Source organism: Ruegeria hyattellae, assembly GCF_041537925.1.
In the GTDB taxonomy this organism is placed as follows: domain Bacteria; phylum Pseudomonadota; class Alphaproteobacteria; order Rhodobacterales; family Rhodobacteraceae; genus Ruegeria_C.
Window position 1 is genome coordinate 32,658 of record NZ_JBGOSH010000003.1, and the last position, 21,719, is coordinate 54,376.

The 21,719-nt window shown below is 61.3% G+C and carries 17 protein-coding genes; 11 read left to right on the forward strand and 6 right to left on the reverse strand.

Translation table 11 applies throughout. The features are described from left to right. The first annotated feature begins 156 nt into the window (after window positions 1–156). The 6 genes from AB1E33_RS07590 (at window position 157) to AB1E33_RS07615 (ending at window position 7,627) form a co-directional block, all read left to right on the forward strand. Window positions 157–1,644 (forward strand): ABC transporter substrate-binding protein, encoded by a 1,488-nt coding sequence (locus AB1E33_RS07590; protein ID WP_372576665.1) that lies wholly within the window; start codon window positions 157–159, stop codon window positions 1,642–1,644. 94 nt (window positions 1,645–1,738) lie between these two features. Continuing rightward, window positions 1,739–2,776: a ligand-gated ion channel gene (locus AB1E33_RS07595; RefSeq protein WP_372576666.1), complete on the forward strand. Its 1,038-nt coding sequence runs from the start codon at window positions 1,739–1,741 to the stop codon at window positions 2,774–2,776. A 43-nt stretch (window positions 2,777–2,819) separates the two neighbouring features. Further along, window positions 2,820–3,767, forward strand: coding sequence for an ABC transporter permease (locus tag AB1E33_RS07600; protein WP_372576667.1), 948 nt, complete (start codon window positions 2,820–2,822; stop codon window positions 3,765–3,767). Next, window positions 3,764–4,579: an ABC transporter permease gene (locus tag AB1E33_RS07605; protein WP_372576668.1), complete on the forward strand. Its 816-nt coding sequence runs from the start codon at window positions 3,764–3,766 to the stop codon at window positions 4,577–4,579. The genes AB1E33_RS07600 and AB1E33_RS07605 overlap by 4 nt, the downstream gene beginning before the upstream one ends. Continuing rightward, window positions 4,576–6,189 (forward strand): ABC transporter ATP-binding protein, encoded by a 1,614-nt coding sequence (locus AB1E33_RS07610; RefSeq protein ID WP_372576669.1) that lies wholly within the window; start codon window positions 4,576–4,578, stop codon window positions 6,187–6,189. Before AB1E33_RS07605 ends, AB1E33_RS07610 begins: the two co-directional genes overlap by 4 nt. Beyond that, window positions 6,182–7,627 (forward strand): aldehyde dehydrogenase family protein, encoded by a 1,446-nt coding sequence (locus AB1E33_RS07615; RefSeq protein ID WP_372576670.1) that lies wholly within the window; start codon window positions 6,182–6,184, stop codon window positions 7,625–7,627. The genes AB1E33_RS07610 and AB1E33_RS07615 overlap by 8 nt, the downstream gene beginning before the upstream one ends. Window positions 7,628–7,633: 6 nt before the next feature. Here AB1E33_RS07615 and pncB read toward each other — a convergent pair whose 3' ends face one another. From pncB to pncA, 3 genes are all read right to left on the reverse strand, one after another. Continuing rightward, complete coding sequence (gene pncB, locus AB1E33_RS07620; protein WP_372576671.1) at window positions 7,634–8,923, reverse strand: nicotinate phosphoribosyltransferase; 1,290 nt, start codon at window positions 8,921–8,923, stop codon at window positions 7,634–7,636. Between the two features lie 58 nt (window positions 8,924–8,981). Beyond that, window positions 8,982–11,204 carry a hybrid sensor histidine kinase/response regulator gene (locus tag AB1E33_RS07625; protein WP_372576672.1) on the reverse strand — a complete coding sequence of 741 codons (2,223 nt, stop codon included), beginning with the start codon at window positions 11,202–11,204 and terminating at the stop codon, window positions 8,982–8,984. 75 nt (window positions 11,205–11,279) lie between these two features. Beyond that, window positions 11,280–11,873, reverse strand: a complete 594-nt coding sequence (gene pncA, locus AB1E33_RS07630) for a bifunctional nicotinamidase/pyrazinamidase (RefSeq protein WP_372576673.1) — start codon at window positions 11,871–11,873, stop codon at window positions 11,280–11,282. Between the two features lie 163 nt (window positions 11,874–12,036). On the opposite strand from pncA, the gene trhO reads away from it, so the two are divergent. Beyond that, a complete protein-coding gene (gene trhO, locus AB1E33_RS07635; RefSeq protein ID WP_372576674.1) occupies window positions 12,037–12,942 on the forward strand; it encodes an oxygen-dependent tRNA uridine(34) hydroxylase TrhO in 906 nt (301 codons plus the stop codon). Window positions 12,943–13,021: 79 nt separating this feature from the next. Then, entirely contained in the window at window positions 13,022–13,534 is a 513-nt protein-coding gene (locus tag AB1E33_RS07640) for an ion channel (protein ID WP_372576675.1), read from the forward strand. Window positions 13,535–13,640: 106 nt separating this feature from the next. Here the strand turns inward: AB1E33_RS07640 and AB1E33_RS07645 are convergent, their stop codons facing one another. Then, window positions 13,641–13,979 carry a hypothetical protein gene (locus AB1E33_RS07645; RefSeq protein ID WP_372576676.1) on the reverse strand — a complete coding sequence of 113 codons (339 nt, stop codon included), beginning with the start codon at window positions 13,977–13,979 and terminating at the stop codon, window positions 13,641–13,643. Between the two features lie 152 nt (window positions 13,980–14,131). On the opposite strand from AB1E33_RS07645, the gene AB1E33_RS07650 reads away from it, so the two are divergent. The 3 genes from AB1E33_RS07650 to AB1E33_RS07660 all read left to right on the forward strand — a co-directional run bounded on the left by AB1E33_RS07650 (window position 14,132) and on the right by AB1E33_RS07660 (window position 19,265). Then, window positions 14,132–15,382: an aminotransferase class V-fold PLP-dependent enzyme gene (locus tag AB1E33_RS07650; RefSeq protein ID WP_372577259.1), complete on the forward strand. Its 1,251-nt coding sequence runs from the start codon at window positions 14,132–14,134 to the stop codon at window positions 15,380–15,382. A gap of 102 nt (window positions 15,383–15,484) precedes the next feature. Further along, entirely contained in the window at window positions 15,485–17,902 is a 2,418-nt protein-coding gene (locus AB1E33_RS07655; protein ID WP_372577260.1) for a GcvT family protein, read from the forward strand. Window positions 17,903–17,918: 16 nt separating this feature from the next. Continuing rightward, window positions 17,919–19,265 (forward strand): MmgE/PrpD family protein, encoded by a 1,347-nt coding sequence (locus AB1E33_RS07660; RefSeq protein WP_372576677.1) that lies wholly within the window; start codon window positions 17,919–17,921, stop codon window positions 19,263–19,265. A 6-nt stretch (window positions 19,266–19,271) separates the two neighbouring features. On the opposite strand, the gene AB1E33_RS07665 is transcribed toward AB1E33_RS07660, so the two are convergent. Beyond that, window positions 19,272–20,027, reverse strand: coding sequence for a phosphate/phosphite/phosphonate ABC transporter substrate-binding protein (locus AB1E33_RS07665; protein WP_372576678.1), 756 nt, complete (start codon window positions 20,025–20,027; stop codon window positions 19,272–19,274). 45 nt (window positions 20,028–20,072) lie between these two features. Then, complete coding sequence (glpD, locus tag AB1E33_RS07670) at window positions 20,073–21,671, reverse strand: glycerol-3-phosphate dehydrogenase (RefSeq protein WP_372576679.1); 1,599 nt, start codon at window positions 21,669–21,671, stop codon at window positions 20,073–20,075. Between the last annotated feature and the right edge of the window lie 48 nt (window positions 21,672–21,719).

Consider the following 21,719-nt stretch of genomic DNA (forward strand, 5'->3'; position numbering starts at 1 on the left):
CTTGCTTTCGACATGTTGCAGTTCACGCGGAAATACCAACTGCCGCGCGCCATATGAAGACCGGTTGCGCCAACATATACTTGATTGACCTTGGGTTTACGAGGAGAGTTGGGCCAAGGGCCGATCAAAGGCCATGAGACATTCGCGGAGGACACCATGGGATTTTTTCAAACGCGGTCGGTGAGACTGGCCGGTGCACTGGTCGTGGGCCTGTGGTGCTCGGCGGCCCATGCCGAGAGTGACATCACTATCGCGCTGCAATTGGAACCGCCGCATCTGGACCCCACAAGCGCCGCTGCACAGGCCATCGATTCGGTGGTCTATACCAACGTGTTCGAGGGGCTGACCCGCTTCATGGGCGATGGCTCAATCGTGCCGGGGCTTGCCGAAAGCTGGGAGATTTCCGAGGACGGCAAGACCTATACGTTCAAGCTGCGCGAGGACGTGACATTCCACGATGGCGCGCCGATGAGTGCCGAGGACGTGAAGTTCAGCCTCGACCGCGCCCGCGCCGAGGACAGCGCCAACGCGCAGAAGGCGCTGTTTGACGGGATCGCCGAGGTCACCGTGCTGGACCCGCTTACCGTGCAGCTGACCCTGACTGAGCCCAACGGCAACCTGCTGTTCAACTTGGCATGGGGCGACGCGGTGATCGTGTCCCCGTCCAGCATCGACGACATCAAGACCAACCCGGTCGGTACCGGTGCCTACAAGTTCGCGGAATGGGTGCAGGGCGATCGGATCGACCTGACCCGTAACGACGCCTATTGGGGCGATGCCCCGGCACTGGAGAGCGCAACGTTCAAATTCATCTCGGACCCCACCGCCGCCTTTGCCGCCATGATGGCCGAGGATATCGACGTGTTCGACAACTTCCCCGCCCCGGAAAACCTGCCGCAATTCGAGGCCGATCCGCGCTTTCAGGTGCTGGTCGGCTCGAACGAGGGCGAAACGATCCTGAGCACCAACAACAAGCAACCACCCTTCGACGATATCAAGGTGCGCCAGGCGATCGCCCATGCCATCGACCGGCAGGCGATCATCGATGGCGCAATGTTCGGCTATGGCACGCCGATCGGTAGCCATTTCGCGCCACATCACCCGGCCTATGTGGATCTGACCGGCAACTCGGCCTACGACCCCGAAAAGTCGAAAGCGCTATTGGCCGAAGCCGGGTTCGCGGACGGGTTCGAAACCACACTGCACCTGCCGCCGCCTTCCTACGCCCGGCGCGGCGGCGAGATCGTCGCGGCTCAACTGGCCGAGGTCGGCATAACGGCCGAGATCATCAATGTGGAATGGGCGCAATGGCTGGAATCGGTCTTCAAAGGCAAAAATTTCGGCCTGACCATCGTCAGTCACACCGAGCCAATGGATATCGGGATCTACGCGCGGCCCGACTATTACTTCCAATATGACAACCCCGAGTTTCAGACCTTGATGCAGACACTCAACACCACCACCGATCCGGCGGAACGTGACGCGCTGCTCAAAAAGGCGCAGGAGATCATCGCCAAGGACTATGTCAACGGGTTCCTGTTCCAATGGGCCAAACTCGGCGTCGCCAAAGCCGGGGTGAAGGGGCTGTGGGTCGACGCACCCACCGCGGCCATCGACCTGACCGGCATGTCCTGGTCGGAATGAATAGCGGGGCGGTCCAGCAACCGAGTGAGCCGCCCGGTTTCGAAACCAAGACTTTCAAGCGATGAATTTGCACCAATTTTCCCTGACAGCCTTGATGGCAACCCTGCTGATGCTGCTGACCCTGACGAGTCCGGCCATGGCACAGGGGCTGCTGCAGCATGACCACGGGCGCGCTTTGGGCACACCGGGCAAACCGCTTGATGTGGGCATCGGAATCCATATCGACCAAATCACTTTCGTCGATCAGAAATCCGAAAACTACGGCGCAGTAGCCACGCTGCGCTTTCGCTGGAAAGACCCCGCACTGGCTTACGAGCTTACCGATTACCCACGCGAGGTCCGGGTGTTCAAAACCGAGGCGTTTCTGGAATACGCCACGGAAAACAGTGCCATCGTCCCCGCCTTCGTGATCGAAAACCAGCAATCAAACCGTTGGATACACCAGTCGGTCATTGCCGTGGCCAGCGATGGCGAGGCGAACTATCTCGAGAAATCCTCGCTGACCCTGCAGGCCCCCTATTTCGACTTCCGCAAATACCCCTTCGACACGCAGCGCTTCTATTACGAGGTGGTTTCGGTCTTCCCCTCGGGGACCGTGCGCTATTCGATCCTCGAAGACATGTCCGGCCTGGGAGATTTGCTGGGCGAAGAGGAATGGATTCTCGGAAACGCCCGGATGCAGAAATCGACGGTTGTCGGCCTGTCCGGCATGGACAGTGACAAGGTCGCGCTGGAATTTACCGGTAGGCGACATGTGCTGTATTACGCGATCCGGATTTTCATGCCAATGCTTGTGCTGATTTCGGTCAGCTGGTCGCTGTTCTTTCTGGACGAATATCGCAAACGAATCGAGATCGCAGGCGCGAACCTGCTGGTTTTCGTGGCGTTCAACTGGGTCATTTCCGACGATCTGCCCAAGCTGGGATATCTGACATTCTTGGATTTCATCCTGCAATGGATGTTTGTAGTCACCGGTGCGGCGATCGTGTTCAACGTGATGCTACGACGGCTGAAACTGGCTGGGCGCGAGGCGTTTGCGGCCAAGCTGGACAATTACGCGATCAAATGGATTTATCCGCTATCTTATGCGGCGATAATCGGCTTTGCGATCCTGAACTTCCTGGTCAGGTGATAGATGCTGGACCGACGTCCGGCGCGCGCCTAACGTGGCCCCGATGTTGCGCTACACCCTGAAACGCCTGCTTTCGCTTGTGCTGAGCCTAATGGTCGCCTCGCTTGTGATTTTTGCAGTGATTGAGATCGCCCCAGGCGATCCGGCGCAGTTCATGCTGGGCGTGAACGCGCAGCCTGATACATTGGCAGCGCTACGCAGCGAGTTGGGGTTAAACGCCTCAAAACCCGTCCGCTACCTCGCTTGGGTCAGCGGTATGCTGCAGGGGGATTTCGGCACCTCCTACACTTATCGCACACCGGTGGCGGGGATGATCGCGGACCGGCTTTGGGTTTCGCTGCCACTGACGCTCTATGCGCTGGCAATCTCGACCCTGCTTGCTTTTCCGGCCGGAATCTACGCTGCCTCGCAACGAGGGCGGATGGGGGATGCCGCGATGATGGGCACCACGCAGCTGGGCGTTGCGATTCCGAATTTCTGGTTCGCGATGATGCTGGTGCTGGTATTTGCGGTGAACCTGCGCTGGTTCAACGCGGGCGGGTTTCCCGGGTGGGACAAAGGCGTCTGGGCCGGTCTGCACGCGCTGACTCTGCCCGCGATCTCTCTGGCGCTGCCGCAAGCGTCGATCCTTGCGCGCGTCATGCGATCTGCCCTGTTGGACGTACTGGGCGAGGATTTCATGCGCACCGCCCGCGCCAAGGGTCTGAGCCGCAGGCAGACGATTTGGCGGCATGGGCTGCGCAACGCGCTGATCCCGGTTCTGACCATCATCGGGCTGCAGGTCTCGTTCCTGCTGGCCGGTGCCATCATCATCGAACAGGTGTTCTATCTGCCCGGTCTGGGGCGGCTGATCTTTCAGTCCATCAACTCTCGCGATCTGATCGTTGTGGAATCAGTCGTGATGCTGCTGGTCTTTGTGGTGATCACAGTGAATTTTCTGGTCGATCTGACCTACGCTTTCGTTGACCCAAGGCTGAGGGCGCGCACATGAGCCGGGGTTTGTGGATCGGATCGGGTCTGACCGCCCTTATGCTGGGGCTGGCGCTGGTGTCGCTGGTCTGGACGCCCTACTCCTACGAACAACTCGACATCCCGAACAAGCTGCTGCCACCCAGCCTTGCGCATCCGCTGGGCACCGATCATTTCGGCCGTGATATACTCAGCATGATCATGGTCGGGATCCGCACGTCGATGGGTGTCGCCATGGTCGCGGTTGCGATCGGGCTTGCCTTCGGTATCCCGCTGGGCCTGCTGGCCAGCCAGCGCAAGGGCGGATGGATCGACGAGATCATCATGCGCACCAATGACGTCATCTTCGCCTTCCCTCTGCTGGCGATGGCGATTCTGATCACCGCCGTCTTCGGCCCTTCGGCCACCAACGCCATCGTGGCCTTTGGCATCTTCAACATCCCCGTCTTTGCCCGTGTCGCGCGCGGCGGCGCGCTCAGCCTGTGGGAGCGCGAGTTCATCTTTGCAGCGCGCGTCGCTGGCAAGTCGCGCATGCGGATCAGCGCCGAACACATCTTGCCCAACATCCTCGGCATCCTGATCGTGCAGGGCACCATCCAGTTCGCCCTGGGCATTCAAGTCGAGGCGGCGCTGTCTTTTGTCGGGTTGGGCGTTCAACCGCCGACCCCCTCGCTGGGCCGCATGCTGGCCGATGCGCAGACTTTGGTAACCATCGCGCCACATATTGCCATCTTTCCGGGCCTTGCGATCATCGGCATCGTGGTGGGTCTGAACCTGATGGGGGACGGGCTGCGCGACTGGCTCGACCCCCGCATCCGGGTGGTGCGCGCATGAGCCTGCTTGAGATCACTCGGCTATCCCTATCCATCGCGGGCAAACCGATCCTGTGCGATGTCGATCTGTCCGTGAACAAGGGTGAAATCGTCGCCGTCACCGGTGAAAGCGGCTCAGGCAAATCAATGACCGCGTTTTCTGTCATACAAATTCTGCCCGGCAGCGCGAAAGTCACAGGTTCGATCCAACTGGACGGGACCGAGCTGACCGACCTGCCGGAAGCGCAGCTTTGCGCCCTGCGCGGCGCCCGGATCGGCATGGTGTTTCAGGAGCCGATGAGCGCGCTGAACCCGGTAAAGACCATTGGCGAACAGGTGGCCGAAACCATCCTGATCCATGGCGCACTACCCTTGGGTCAGGCCCGCGCGCAGGCTCATGAGATGTTGTACCGCGTCGGTCTTCCGCCGGATCAGTTCTCACCGCGTCGGTTTCCGCATGAATTGTCGGGCGGCCAGCGCCAGCGGGTGGTGATCGCCATGGCCATCGCCCTGCGCCCGGACCTGCTGATCGCGGATGAGCCAACAACCGCGCTGGATGTCACCACACAAGCGCAGATCCTCGACCTGCTCAAAGGGCTGGTTAGAGAGTTCGACATGGGGCTGTTGATGATCACCCATGATCTGGCGGTTGTCTCTGACATGGCAGATCGCATCGTGGTGATGCGCGCAGGCGCATGTGTGGAAACCGGACCGACACGTCAGCTCTTTTCCCAAATGCGCCACCCATACACCCGTATGCTGTTCGAAGCGTCACGCCACCGCGTCGATCTGCCCGAAAAACATAGCTCCGTGGCGCTGCTCTCGGTTCAGGACGTGGTGCGCGAATACAGGTTGCCGCGCACGAAGCTGTTCACGCCAACCGAGTATCACCGCGCCGTCGATGGAGTGGGCTTCACACTGCGAAAGGGTGAGCGATTGGGACTTGTCGGGGAGTCCGGTTGCGGAAAATCGACCCTGACACGAGCCATACTGGGGCTTGAACCAGTCCAAGGCGGCCAGATTCTGTTGAACGGCGCACCGGTCTACACCGAACGCGGTGCGGATCTTGCCGTGCGTCGCGGCATGCAGGTGGTGTTTCAGGACCCGTTCGGTAGTTTCAACCCCCGTCACCGCGTTGCGCGGCTGATCACTGAACCCTATCACCTGCTTGAAAACCCTCCCTCGGGCACGGAACGCGCCGACGCTGTGGCCGATGCCTTGCGTGCCGTTGGCCTGTCGCCAGATGATGCGAACAAATACATCCACGAGTTCTCCGGCGGTCAGCGGCAACGAATCGCCATCGCCCGCGCTCTGATCATCAAGCCGGACCTGATCCTGTTCGACGAGGCAGTTTCGGCGCTTGATGTCTCGGTTCGCGCGCGCATCCTCGATCTGGTGGCCGAGCTGTGTGAGAGCCATGACCTGAGCTATCTCTTCATCAGTCACGACCTGAGCGTGGTGCGCACGATCACCGACCGGGTGCTGGTGATGCGTGCAGGCCGGATCGTGGAAGAAGGCGATACCGAACAGGTCTTTTCGAACCCGAGCCATCCCTATACGCGCGCGCTGATTGCCGCTGCGCCGGTTCTTCCCGACATCGACACCCAGCACAGGAGCCACCCCCATGTCTGATCCGATCTGGTTTGATCCCACGCTTTGCCTGATCGGCGGCGACTGGCGGCCGGCTGGCCAAACGCTGCCGCTGACCAACCCGTCCGACGGCAGCGAGCTGTGCCGGATCGCGCGGGGCGGCGCTGGCGACGTGGACCTTGCCGTCGCGGCGGCGCGCGCGGCGCTCGATGGCGAATGGGGTGCGATGACCGCCGCCGAACGCGGGCGCATCCTGCTTCGTCTATCCGGTTTGGTCCGCGATAGGGTCGAAGATCTGGCCCGGTTGGAGGCGATGGATGTGGGCAAACCCCTGACGCAAGCCCGTGCCGATGCGCTAGCGCTGGCGCGGTATTGCGAGTTCTATGGCGGGGCCGCCGACAAGGTGCATGGGCAGACCATCCCCTATCTCGACGGCTACACCGTTTATACGCTGCGCGAACCGCATGGGGTGACGGGCCATATCGTGCCGTGGAATTATCCGATGCAGATCATTGGCCGCTCAGTGGGCGCGGCGCTGGCGATGGGCAACGCGACGGTCCTGAAACCCGCCGACGAGGCCTGCCTGACCGCGCTCGCCTTTGCCCATCTGGCGCAGGAGGCCGGCTTGCCCGCAGGTGCCCTAAACGTTGTGCCCGGATTGGGGACCGAGGCCGGGGCGGCGCTGGCCGCGCATGGGGATGTCGATCATATCTCCTTCACCGGGTCAGTGGCGACAGGTGCACTGGTGCAGCAGGCGGCAGGCGGCAATGTGGTTCCAGTGACGCTGGAACTGGGCGGGAAATCTCCGCAGCTTGTCTTTGACGATGCCGATCTGGAAGCCGCGCTGCCATTTCTGGTCAATGCGGGCATTCAGAATGCGGGCCAGACCTGCTCGGCCGCGTCGCGCATCCTGGTCCAGCGCGGTGTCTATGACGCGGTGCGTGATCGGATGGCAGCGGCGTATGGCGAGTTGACTGTTGGCCCCGCTTTGTCAGACCCGCGCGTCGGGCCACTGATCTCAGCCCGGCAGCAAGAGATCGTTTCGCGCTATCTCGACCTGGGCTCGGATCTTTGTGTGATCGCGCAAGGGCAGATCATGCCAGAGGCACCGGATACCGGGCATTACGTGCGCCCCACCCTGTTTGCTGATGTGCCCGTCGGGCACCCATTGGCACGGGAAGAAATTTTCGGCCCGGTTCAGGTCATCATCCCCTTCGACACCGAAGAACAGGCCCTTACCATCGCCAATGGCACCGATTACGGGTTGGTTGCGGGCATTTGGACCCGCGACGGCGCGCGGCAGATGCGACTGGCGAAGCGGCTGCGTTCGGGGCAGGTTTTTGTGAATAATTACGGCGCAGGCGGCGGGGTGGAACTGCCCTTTGGCGGGGTTGGCAAGTCCGGACATGGGCGCGAAAAAGGGATTGAAGCGCTTTACGGGTTTTCGCAGTTGAAAACCGTCGCGGCCTATCACGGGTGAGGCGGCTCAGACCACCACGTCGATCTTCTCCTGCGCGCCAACCTGAAACACCCGCTTGTAGCGCGCAATCTCGTCGGCGGGACCCATCGCCTTTTCCGGATTGTCCGACAATTTGACGGTGGGCCGCCCATTGGCCGACACAGCCTTGCAGACCAGCGAGAACGGCGCAAGACCGTTGCCCTGCACCAGATCGCGGAAATCGTTGGTCAGCAGCGTGCCCCAGCCGAACGAAATCATCGCCTGCCCCGCAAATTGCCGGTGCAGCGACGCGATCGAGTCCACATCCAGCCCGTCGGAAAAGATGATCCGTTTCTCAAGCGGGTCTTCGCCGCGCGCGCGCCACCAGTCGATGGCAATCTGCGCCGCCTTTGCCGGATCACCGCTATCGACCCGGATACCAGTCCAGCCCGCCAGCCAATCCGGCGCGCGATCCAAAAAGCCGCTGGTGCCATAGGTATCGGGCAGGATGATGCGCAGGTTGCCGTCATGCTCTTCGTGCCAGTCGCTGAGAACGTCATAAGGGGCTTGCGCCAGTTCCTCGTCGGTTTCGGCGAGCGCGGAATAGACCATCGGCAACTCATGCGCGTTGGTGCCGATCGCCTCGACCTCGCGCCGCATGGCGATCAGGCAGTTCGACGTGCCGGTAAAGGCCGGACCCAGCCCCTCGATCATCGCCTGCACACACCAATCCTGCCACAGGAAGGAATGGCGGCGACGGGTTCCGAAATCGGCGATGCCCAGCCCGTCAATGGCACGCAGTTTTTCGATCTTCTCCCAGACGCGGGTCATGGCGCGGGCATAGAGCACCTGCAATTCGAACCGCCGCATGTCGTTGATGACCGCGCGCGAGCGCAGTTCCATCAGCACGGCGAGCGCCGGAATTTCCCACAGCATGACCTCGTGCCAGAGCCCCTCGAAGGTTAATTCATACTGATCGCCGCGCCGTTCCAGGTGATAGGGCGGCAGGCGCAGCCCCTCGAACCACTCCATGAAATCAGGCCGGAACATCTGGCGTTTGCCATAGAAGGTGTTGCCGCGCAGCCATGTGCTTTCGCCGCGGCTCAGGCGCAACGACCGGATGTGGTCAAGCTGTTCGCGCAGCTCGCCCTCGTCAATCAGATCCGCCAAGGGGACCGTAAGGGTACGATTGATCAGCGAAAAACGGACATGCGTATCAGGCCGGTTTCGGAAAACCGACTGGCACATCAACAGCTTGTAAAAATCCGTGTCGATCAGAGACCGGACAATCGGATCGATCTTCCATTTGTGGTTATAGACGCGCGTTGCGATATCCACGGCACACCTCGGGCTTTTTGCCGGTCATGGATACGGCAGGTTTTGCGCCAAGGCAATTTCAATGACCCGCGCGCCGGGCCGAGGCCGATGCCCGCGCATAATGGGTCAGCCGTTCCATCAGATCGCTGCGTCGGATCGGCTTGCTGAGGAAATCGTCCATACCAGCGGCGTCACATGCGGCGCGGTCGCTGTCAAAGGTATTGGCAGTCAGCGCGATGATTCTGGGCTGCGCGCCATCGCCGGCGCGGATCATCCGCGCCGCCTCAAGCCCGCTCATCACCGGCATGGCGACATCCATCAGGATCAAGTCGGGCGGGTTGCGCTGTACCGCCTCGACTGCTTGCGCGCCGTTATGGGCAAATTCCAGGTTCAACGGAACATCTTTGAGGAACTTGCTGATCAGCAGGCGATTGACCTTGTTGTCGTCGGCCACCAGCAGCCGCATTCCGTCAAGCTCAAGGCAGGGGCCGCGTTCTGCCTTGCCCTCCGGCAATCGGGCCTGAGAGGCGAAACCGAACAGCAGCATGATACGAAAGCAGGTCCCCTGCCCCAGCTCGGAGGTAACCGATATGGATCCACCCATTGCCTCAACCAGTTCTTTCGAGATGGTCAACCCAAGGCCCGTGCCGCCATGGGTGCGGTTGATATCCGCATCCGCCTGCGAGAACCTGTCAAAGACGTGATCGAACTTGTCGGGCGCGATCCCAATACCGGTATCCGAGACCTTGATCGTGACGGCATGACCATCATCGCGTGCCGCCACCGAAAGGGTAACACTGACCTTGCCCTCGGCGGTGAATTTCAATGCGTTTCCGATCAGGTTGATGAGGATCTGGCGCAACCGGCCCTCGTCCCCCAGCACCAGCGGTGGTACCAAGGTCAATGCCCTGAAGGTTAGTCGCAGGTCCTTGCTCCGCGCCTGCGGGGTCAGCAACTGCGTGCTTTCGCGCAGACAACTCAGCAGGTCGAACCGTACCGGGCGCAGCACGGTCTTGCGCGCCTCAAGCTTGGACAGGTCCAGAATGTCGTTGATGATGGTCAGAAGCGCCCGGGCTGAGCTGCGAATCGTCAGGGCGTTTTCGCGCTGATCGGCGTCTAGTTTGGAATCGAGCAGCACATCCGCCATGCCGATCACACCGTTGAGGGGCGTCCGCAGTTCATGGCTCATCGTCGCTAGAAACTCGGCCTTGACGCGCGCACCACGCTCCGCCGCCTCGCGCGCGGCAGTTATTTCCCTGGCATGCGCGCGAGCGGCAGTGACATCGCGTTCGACAGCGACCCACATTTCGACCCTGCCATTAGGGGCCTTGACCGGCACCAAGTTGATTTCGACCCAGATTCGCTGCCCGGTCTTGGAGGCATTCAGAATTTCGCCGCGAAACTTGTTGCCTGCGGCAATTGCCGCAGTAAGGCGCTTGAGCGTGCCCGGGTCGGTCTCGGGCGCATTCAAAAGGTCACCGGGGTACTTCCCGATGGCCTCTTGCGCGGTGTAGCCAGTGATCCGGGTAAAGGCGTCGTTGACCCAGGTGATCCGACCCCGCACGTCAGAAAGCAACACGCTGTCATTGGCATTGCGGGCCACAAGTGACAATTGCAGCGCCTCGCGTTGCCGCCGTGCCAACCGTCGACTTTTGCGCAGCAACTCAAGCGTCGAGGCGCGCTGGCGTTGGAAATTCTGGTTCACAAACCCCTGAAAGAGCATCACCATATACGCCAGAAGCAGGATCGCAGAAAGGTTCGGCACCAGAGCGGCGGTGTTGGCAGAACCGGTCAGATATGTGCCGATGTTGAGCGTGAGCGCTGTTGTCCCATAGATGGTCAGCCGCACAATCGATGCGCATCGGTGATAAGGCATGGTCAGGCCAGCATCAATGGACGCCCCGGTCAGAAACGCCATTGCAAAAAACGGCGACAGCCCGGTCACCGGACCGGTCCAGCCGATATAGACGCAGAACGCGATTGTCAGCGCTTGAAACGCTGCTGTCAGCGTGCTGAATTGTTTGGCGCGCCGATACCCCCGCCCCGCAGGAATCGGCATCGGCAGCGAGCGCAGATAAAGGCAATCCACTGCCTCTCCGATCAAGGCCGCAAGAACTGCGATCAGGCCCGAAGCCGGCCCATTCGTCACCACCAGCGCAATACCGCCGGTGATGGTCACGATCTGCCGGGTACCGAAATTGGCGATGCGCCAACGCGCATAGCGGCGCAGCATACCGCGCCGACTGTACCTGGTTTCAAACCCGCTCAACTGGTCGGTCCGCGACGACCCGGTATGCGACATGACCCCGCCTTGGGCAATTGTTTCATCCCGGCAAGGGATAGCCCGGCAAAGGTTAAGAATTCGCAACCCCGGATGTCAGAGCAGGCGGACACCGGCGTCGGTCATCGCTGCAGTCGCGGCTGCCATCGACCCGTCCAGATCGATAGCCCGGCAGGCCTCCATCCGCACCGCGACAGCATAACCCAGCCCAGCCGCATCGACTGCCGAGTAATGCACACAGAAATCGGTGGCGAGGCCCACAAGCGTCAGATCAGTGATCCCGCGCGTCCGCAGATACCCGTCCAGCCCGGTCGGCGTTACGCGGTCATTCTCGAAAAAGGCGGAATAGCTGTCGATCGCGGGCCGGAACCCCTTGCGCAGGATCAGATCGGCGTCACTCCGCAGATCGGCATGAAACGCGGCACCTGCCGAGCCCTGAACGCAGTGGTCGGGCCACAGGACCTGGGGACCATAGGGCATCTCGACCAGATCATAGGGCGCGGCCCCGGCTCGCGTGCTGGCGAACGAAGAATGGCCCGCCGGGTGCCAGTCCTGTGTTAGCAGGACAGTCCCGAACCCCTCCATCATCCGGTTGATGACGGGCACGACCTCATCACCGCCGGGCACTTCCAACGCGCCGCCGGGGCAGAAATCGTTCTGAACATCGATGACCAGAAGGGCTTCGGACATGGCATCCTCCGTTTTCTGAATGACTATGTAACGCACCGCCCCGCGTCAATCGGCGTCTTGCAGATGCGGCCCGACGGGACTAAATCGAAGCCGCCGGATCGCCCGCCGCTCGACGCAGACCCTATCCTTCACTTCCGGCACCTAACCAACCTGGACCGCCCGCATGTACACGATCGCCGCCCTTTACCACTTTTCCCGCTTTGCCGACCTCGCCGCCCTGAAACCCGCGCTGCTGGATCTGTGCTGCGCGCAGCACGTGAAGGGAACACTGCTGCTAGCAGGCGAAGGCATCAATGGCACCATTGCCGGGCCACGCGCGGGCATCGACGTGGTGCTGGCGCATATTCGTGCCTTGCCGGGCTGCTCGGAACTGGACTGGAAAGAGGCGACCAGCGACCATCCTCCCTTTGGCAAGATGAAGGTACGCCTGAAAAAAGAGATCGTCACCATGGGCCAGCCCGACGTCGATCCAAAAGCGCGCGTCGGGCACTATGTCGAGCCCGAGGACTGGAACGATCTCATCCGGTCTGACGATGTTGTGGTGATTGACACAAGAAACGATTACGAGGTCGCCATCGGCACATTCGAAGGCGCGATTGATCCCAGGACCGACAGTTTTCGCGAGTTTCCCGATTGGTGGCAGGCCAACAAGGACCGGTTTCACAACAAACGGGTCGCGATGTTCTGTACCGGCGGCATCCGCTGCGAAAAATCGACCAATTACCTGCTTGGCCAGGGCGTCGAGGACGTGTTCCACCTCAAGGGCGGCATCCTGCGCTATCTGGAGAAGGTGCCGGAAGAGCAGAGCAGTTGGGACGGTGAATGCTTTGTCTTCGACAACCGCGTCTCGGTCGGGCACGGGCTGGTCGAGGGGCCGCATGAGCTGTGCCATGGCTGCCGCCGTCCGATCCTACCCGAGGACCGCTCGCGGCCAGAATACGAGGCGGGCGTGTCCTGCCACCAGTGCATCGACGAGACCAGCGAGGCGGACAAGACCCGGTTCCGCGAGCGTCAGAAACAGATCGCGCTGGCCCATTCACGCGGCGAAGAACATCTGGGGCAGGCGTAGAGCCGGTTCGGTCGGGGCTTGCACAGCGGGCCCCTAAGCGTGATGATTTCATTCGGGAAATCCACAGAACGGGTTAGTGATGTCTATAATGGTCATATTGGAAAAAGAATTCCGGCTGACCTTGCTGGGGGCCGCAGCCATGGTCTGCGTCAGCAGTGCCGCCTTTTTCTTCCTGTCCCATCTCGACGAACGGCAGGCGGGTGACGCCTTTGGCAATGTCGCCACCATTGGGCTGGCGATCTGGCTGCTGGTTCAGATCTGGCTACACGTGGTCCTTGTGGAAAGCCCGCGACGACAGCTCATCATCATGGGGATTTCCTTCATCCAGGTGGTGCCGTTCCTGTTCGCCGCCGTCTACGGCGCGTTTGGCTATGACGACTTTTGCGTGATTGGTGCCGAGAAGCCGTCGGATGTGCTCTATTTCTCTTACGTGACCTTTACCACAGTCGGGTACGGAGACCTGCAACCCGTCGGGCTGTGCCGTGCCGTTGCGGTGACCGAGGCGATTGCCGGATATGTGCTGCTGGGCCTTTTTGTGGCGGCGACCATCGGGTCTTATACCCATACGCATCAGCGCGACGACCAGGGCTGAACCTAAAAGCATCGCACAACTGATCTGAATCGCGCGCGATGCTCTATTCAGTTGTTTGAACGCGAAACTTAACCCGAAAACCAGTTCCCACTTTTTGGATCGTGCTCTAGCGGTTGCGGTCGATCCAGTTCGACATCAGTGACTTGTCGCGGAAACACTCATGCGGGATCGGGCGTCGTTTCTGTCGTGACAGACGCTCGGCGAAAGACACCTGTTTCCCGCTGGGGTAGTTGTCGAAGGGCGAGGCGCCCCGCCCCTGATCGGCCGAGATCCATTCCGACATCCGGCGTCGGTCACGCCGGGCCTCGGGCGGGATTTCAAGCGCCGCGCGGGCGGCGATCGCAGTTGCGAATTGCATCTGCCGATCCGTCACCGGCAGTAGGTGATAATCATTTCCTGGCTCATTGAACCAGGTGTCACGGGCAGCGTTGACCATAAGAGACATCCTTGTTCCTTAACAAAAGGTATATAGAACAAAACCAGAACAAATTCAAGATCACGTCGCTGCAGAGACAGTTTCAAGTCGCGATAGGGATGGAAAACCGGCCAAAGCTGAGGTCTGGTATGCAGGACCACAACCAAGGAAAGATTGCCTCCATGATGTCGATCACCCCGGAACTTCTGACCGAGATCCGCACCCGGTTCGCTCAGATCGACCACTGCCCGCATCAGGGGTCCCGCGTCTTTTTCGAAAACGCCGGGGGCGCGCTGACCCTGAACGCGGTGGTCGACACTTCGACCCGCTATGCGGCCATCCCCGACAATCAGGGCCGCGACAATCCCGGCAGCCATGAACTGGTTAGGGTCATCGAGCGGGCCAAAGACGACATGCGGGTTTTCATGAATGCCAGTGGCGGGCAGTTCTTTGTCGGCGAAAGCGGCACCGAGTTGCTCTTTCGGCTGATCATGAATGCCTGCCTTGGCACCGGAGAGGGCGTCGTATTAGGCTCTACACTGGAACATCCCGCCACCCGCAGCGCCTGTGCGCGCTGGGCCGGGATCGCCGGGCAGCACCATGTGCTGGTCCCGCACGATGACGAGACCGGCACAATCACCGCCGCGGCCTATGCGCATGTGGTGACACCAGACACCAACGTTGCGACGATCATCCACACATCGCCGGTCACCGGCATGGGCGTGGATGTGGCGGCGGTTGCAGCGGCAATCCGGGCAATCGCACCCGAGGCAATCATCATCGTCGACGGTATCCAGCATGCCGCTCATGGCCGAATCGACATCGACAGCTATGACATCGACGGTTATGTGATCTCGCCCTACAAGGTATTTTCACGCCACGGCTACGGGCTGGCCTGGATCTCGGACCGGCTGACCGAACTACCCCACAATGCGCTGATCGATGGCCCGGAAGACAATTGGGAGATGGGCACGCGCGACACCGGCTCTTACGCGACGCTTTCGGATCTGGCGTCTTACTTCGAATGGCTCGGCACGCAGGTATCGGGCGAAACTGATCGCCGGGCACGTTTCGTGGCAGCAGGTGAGGCGATCCATGCACAGGAAAAGGCGCTGACCGATGCGATGATCCACGGCACTGGCAACTTGCCCGGCCTGAAGGACATGGGCGGGGTCCATATCATCGGCGGCATCGACAACCCTGCGCGCGAGGGGCTGGTCTCACTCTGGGTGGATGGCGAGGAATCGGTTGAGGTGGTTCGGAAGCTCAACGAACAGGGCATTCGCACTCATTTGCGCAAGGCCGACCACTATTCGGGCAATATCCTGACCCCGCTCGGGCGCAATGCCTGCGTGCGCGTATCCATGTGTCATTATAACAGCGCACACGAAGTGGCGCAGTTCCTTGCCGCAATGAAGGCGATCTGCGGCTGACCCGGTCCCGTTCCCGACGCAACATGTCGGGAACGGGCCATACGCGGGTCGATTCCTGTGGCTTTCTGAATCCCAGCACGAGCAGCAGGGAGCGCGCGAGTGATGAAAACCCACGCACAGGCCGTCGTGATCGGAGGCGGGCTGATCGGCTGCTCGATCCTTTATCATTTGGCAAAACTTGGCTGGACCGATGTTGTCCTGCTGGAACGGGACGAGCTGACATCGGGGTCCACCTGGCACGCGGCCGCAGGCATTCACGGGCTGCATGACAACAACAACGTCACGCGGATCCAGCACTACACGATGAATCTCTACAAAGAGCTGGAGCAGGAAACCGGTCAGGGCTGCGGCGTGTTCCAGCCGGGCTCGCTCTATCTGGCACAGACCGAGGCACGCGAGCATCAACTGCGTCTGCAAGAGGCCAAGGCGCGGTTCTATGGCCTGAACTTCCATGAACTCAGCCGCGAGCAGGCAATGGAATTGCACCCTTTGGCACAGTTCGATGACATCCGCTGCATCATGTATGAGCCCGATGGCGGCAATGTCGATCCCTCGGGCGTCACCCATGCTTATGCCGCCGGCGCGCGCAAGATGGGCGCTACAATTGAACGGTTTTGCCCCGTGTTAGGCACGGATCCGCAGCCTGACGGATCATGGATCGTGCGCACGGAAAAGGGCGATATTCATACCCAATGGGTTGTGAATGCCGCCGGGCTTTGGGGGCGTGAGGTTGCGGCGATGGCGGGGCTGGAGCTGCCCCTGCAACCGACCGAGCATCAGTATTTCGTCACCGACGCGATAGACGAGGTCGCCGCGCTTGGCCGCCGACTGCCCTCGATCGCCGACCGCGATGGTGAATATTACTTTCGCCAGGAAGGCAACGGACTGCTGATCGGAGCCTATGAAAAAGACATGCGGTTCTGGGCCGAAGAGGGCACGCCGCTGGATTTCGCCCATGACCTGTTCCCCGATGATCTGGACCGGATCATGGACAACGTGATGCGCGCGACCGAGCGGGTGCCGGTCGCCGCCACTGCCGGTGTCAAGCGCGTCATCAACGGGCCAATGATTTGGTCGCCCGATGCCAACGCACTCTGGGGGCCGGTGCCGGAACTCAGGAACTATTTCGTCTGCGGCGGCATCATTCCCGGTTTCTCGCAGTCCGGTGGGCTGGGGTTGCTGGCCGCGCAGTGGATGATCGAGGGCGAGCCGCAATATGACATGTTCGCCTGGGACCTGGCCCGCTTCGATGACTGGGCCGACAAGGCCTTCACCAAGGCCCGTGTGCAGGATCAATACACCCACCGGTTCGCCATCCACTTCCCCAACGAAGAACGCGAGGCGGGTCGCCCGGCACGGATGCGCCCCGCTTATGCGATGCAAAAGGACATGGGCGCTGTCTTTGGCCTGAATTCCGGCTGGGAACACCCGCTTTGGTTCGCGGATCAGCCGGGGACCGTCGACACCAACAGCTTCACCCGACAGAACTGGTGGGAACCGGTGGGTCGCGAGGCCAGGATGCTGCGCGAGGCTGTGGGCGTCATCGATATCTCGAACTTCGCCAACTACATCGTAAAAGGCGCGGGTGCGCAGGACTGGCTGGACCGGCTGATGGCCAACCGCGTGCCGTCCGAAACGGGTAAGTCCTGTCTGACCCCGCTGATCGGCATCCGCGGCGGAATCGCGGGGGATTTCACCATCACAAAGACCGACACCGACGCATATATGATGGTCGGCTCGGGCATGGCCGAACGCTATCACCAGCGCTTCTTCGATATGGTGGACCGGCCCGAGGGCACCACGCTGGACCGTGCGACCAACCGCATTGCAGGGTTCAATGTCGCAGGACCAAAAGCACGGGACATGCTTCAGCGGCTGACCAATACCGACCTGTCCAACGACGCCTTCCGCTTCATGCGCTCGGCAACGATCGAAGTGGCGGGCGTCACCTGCCTTGCCATACGCGTCAGCTTCACCGGCGATCTGGGGTGGGAGCTGCATTGCCCCGAAGAGAATCAAATCAGGCTCTATACCGCGCTATTGGAGGCTGCGCGCGACTTTGGCGGCGGGCCGGTCGGCGGTCGTGCGCTGGGGTCCTTGCGCATCGAAAAGGGCTATGGCTCCTGGGGTCGGGAATACAGCCCCGAATACTGGCCGCAAGAGGTCGGGCTAGAGCGTCTGGTCAAGCTCGATAAGGACTTCCTCAACAAAGAGGCCTATCTTGGCATCAAGGAAAACGCGCCGCGCGAGGTGCTGTCGGTTTTCGAGGTCGACGCAGTCCATGACGCCGATGCCAGCGGCGGCGAGCCGATCTTTCTGCCCGATGGCCGCCCGGTGGGGCGAGTGACATCGGGCGCTTATGGCTATTCAGTGGGACAGTCCCTTGCAATCGGTTTTGCCGATCCGGCGCTGGCTGGTCCGGGTGACGAAGTGGACATCTTCATTCTGGGCAAACCGCATCGGGCACGGCGACTTGCGGTACCCCCGTTCGATCCTGAGGGCATCCGGTTGCGCAGCTGATCGTAGGAGGCAGACCATGGCGGAACGTTTCGACAGAATCGCAGCATTTACCCTTCAACAGAGCCGATCGGATATCCCCGAGAGCGCGTTGCAGGCGGCGGCTTTGATGACGCTAGACACGCTTGGCATCGTCGCGGCCTCTTCCCCGATGGAGGCGGGTGCGATCGCGCGCGACATTGCCGACCTGCTCTATGCCAGCAACGATCCCGGCCATGCCGCCCGGATGCTGTTTGACGGGCGCTCCGTCAGCCTGGCTGGCGTGGCCTATGCCGCAGCAACGCAAACCGACAATCTGGACGCGCATGACGGGTTCAATCCGGTCAAGGGCCATATCGGAGTCGCCGTCATTCCTGCACTTGCCGCGCTGGCACAACACCTGCCCGATCTCAGCGGGCCAGAGGCGCTGGCCGCGATCACCGTTGGGTACGAGATTGCCGGGCGGGCGGGACTGGCGCTGCATGCCTCGGTCAGCGACTATCACACCTCGGGTGCATGGAATGCCCTTGGAGTTGCAGCCGTTGCAGCGCGATTGCGCGGGCATTCCCCGGATCAATTGCGCCAAGCATTGGGCATCGCCGAATATCACGGCCCCCGCTCACAAATGATGCGCGAGATCGCCAACCCGACCATGCTACATGACGGGTCCGGCTGGGGTGCGATGGTGGGCATCTCTGCCGCCATCCTCGCCGAACGTGGCTTCACCGGTGCCCCCGCGATCACGGTCGAGGCCGAGAGTGCCGCGCTGCATTGGGACGATCTCGGCCGAGTCTGGCAAATGGAGCGGCAATATATCAAGCCCTATCCGATCTGCCGTTGGGCCCATGCCGCCATAGACGCCGTCGCCAGCATCATGCAGACCCACGACCTGACCCACGACCAGATCGCCCGCGTCCGGATCAACAGTTTCCACGAAGCCGCCTGCCTGTTCCCCGATATGCCCGAGACAACGTCGCAGGCGCAGTATTCACTGCGCTTTGCCGTTGCCAGCCAGATGGTGCGCGGAACGATCGGCACGGCGCAAATTTCAGGACCGGGTCTGAGCGACCCGGTGGTGGCCGCCATTCTGCCAAAGATCGAGGTTGTCGAAGCCGACACGCACAATGCGCGTTTCCCCACCCATCGCACTGCCGATGCCCAAATTGAGACAAGCGACGGCCGGGTTCTGCTTTCGGGCGACACCCATGCGCGCGGCGGGGTAGAAGTGCCGATGTCCGAAGCGGAGATCACCGGGAAATTCATGAGTTTTACTGCGCCCTGCCTTGGCGAGACTCGCGCGGCGGCAATCCGCGACCGTGTTTTGAGCCTAACACGGTCAGAAAGCCGCGTTTCCGATCTGCTGCCGCTGCTCTGTGAGCCGGTGTAAGGGTGCTCAGTCGCTGTCCGGGTCAGGCGGGTTCGGGATGGAGAGATAAACCTCGCGCGGGATGCGGGTGATCCCTTTCAGCCCCAGAAGCTGCCGGTCGGTTTCGCCCAACTGCGCTATGGCGGTCGCAACCGCGTCAAAGATCGTATCGACAGGTTGCCCCATTGCCGTGATCAACGGCAGGCCCGGGGTTGGCTCGGTCACGTCAAGCACGCGCAGCCGTTCTGCAAAGGGCTCGTAGGCCCGGATCAACCGCCAGCTCACCGCGTCCAGCGCGGCGATATCAGCCTTGCCGTCGGCGACGTATCGGGCCGAATTCAGATGGCCGTGTGAGCGTAACCGGTGTTTGAACCAGAATCCTTTCGCCACTATATGCGAATAGGGCGCGGCATAGCCGGATTGCGAAAAGACTTCGTTATAGGCAAATCTTGCGTCCTGAAAAGCTTGAAGCTCTGAGCGCGCATCGTCCGCCCGCACCACCAGCACAGAACGGTAATAGCCGGGCGGGCAGCCGTCGACCCCGAAATCCGGCGTTCCGACCAGTTCGACCTTGTCGTGCAGCCAGAGACGATAGGGCATCCCGCAGGTCTGGCTCAGAACCAGATCTGGATCTTTCCAGACCGTGAATTCTTCAGCCTCCTGCGACAGGACCTGCGGAGCAGTAACACCCGATAGGGCAAGAGTGGCCCGGATCAGACCCCAATACCGGGCAATCGCTCCGTCAAGCTCCGGGCGCCGGTACATCATCAAGCTGGCGATCATTGGGGCGTCCGGCTCCTGTCTGGTCTTCGCCGGAGCGCCGCTGCGTCATGCGGCGTCGCCGGGCACCTCATCGTTCTGGCGGCGCTGCATCCATGCGTCAAGCTGTTCAACCTGCACGTCGCTCATCCGCAACCCCAGCTTTGTACGCCGCCAGGCCACATCCTCGGCCCGGTGGGCATATTCATGGGTCATCATCCAGATCACCTCCCGCTCAGTCAGGGTGGCGCCGAAATCCTGACCCAGGTCATCAAGGGTCCGGGCATCTTCAAGCAGGGGCCCGGCCTCGGTGCCATAGGCCCTGACAAGGCGGCGCGCGTGATATGGGCTGAGGAACGGGTAGTCCCGTTCAAGTTCACTGACCAGCCGATCAAAGCCGTCCACCGGGAAGTCCCCGCCGGGCAGGGCTACACCAGCGGTCCAGGGGCCTTTGTCGTTTGGCAATTGCGCCACGATCTTCTCCAGCGCCGATTCTGCCAGCCGCCGATAGGTAGTGATCTTGCCGCCGAACACATTCAGAACCGGCGCGCCACCGGTGGCGTCCACCTTGAGCGTATAGTCCCGCGTTGCCGCAGTTGCCGAACTGGTCCCGTCATCATAGAGCGGTCGCACGCCGGAATAGGTCCAGACCACATCGGCATCGCTCAGCTGCGCCTTGAAATACTGGTTCGCGAAATCCAGCAGATAGGCCTGCTCCTCCTCCGTGCAGCGTGGCTTGTCCTGTGGGTCGTGATGTTCGGCATCGGTGGTGCCGATCAGGGTGAAATCCGTCTCATACGGGATCGCAAAGATGATCCGGCCATCAGTGCCCTGAAAGAAATAGCATTTGTCGTGATCATAGAGCCGCTTTGTCACGATATGGCTGCCACGTACCAGACGGACATCCTCGCGGCTGTTGATCCGGACCTTGTTCTGAATGATATCGCCGACCCACGGACCGCCGGCATTGATCAGCATTCTGGTCTGCACGGTGCGGGTCTCGCCCGAGGCAGTCTGAACAGTCACCTGCCACAGATCATCGACGCGTTCCGCGCTCAGCACCTTGGTGCGAGTCATGATCCGCGCGCCGCGTGCCTGTGCGTCGCGGGCGTTCAGAACCACCAGCCGGGCGTCCTCGACCCAGCAGTCGGAATACTCATAGGCCTTCTGGAACTTGGGATTGAGCGGCTGACCCTCCGGCACCTCACCAAGCCGGACGGTGGTGGTACCCGGCAGGATCTTGCGCCCGCCCAGATGGTCATAAAGGAACAGCCCAAGGCGGATCAGCCAGGCGGGCCGACGCCCCTTCATCCAGGGCATGAAGAGGTTCAGCAGCTTCGATGTCGGCGTCTCGCTCTCGAACCGCATATCCTTGTGATATGGCAGCACAAAACGCATCGGCCACGAGATATGCGGCATCGCGCTGAGCAGCGTCTCACGTTCGATCAGCGCCTCGCGTACCAGGCGGAACTCAAAAAACTCCAGATAGCGCAAACCGCCATGGAACAGTTTGGTCGAGGACGACGACGTCGCCGAGGCCAGATCGTTCATTTCGGCCAGCGTCACCGAATAGCCGCGCCCCGCCGCATCGCGCGCGATCCCGCAACCATTGATGCCGCCACCAATGATAAAAATATCGCAAACGCCTGTATCACCGTCCTTCGGCATCAACGCCTCCTGGGCTGAATCCATTCCTATGCTGCTCTATCCCAAAAA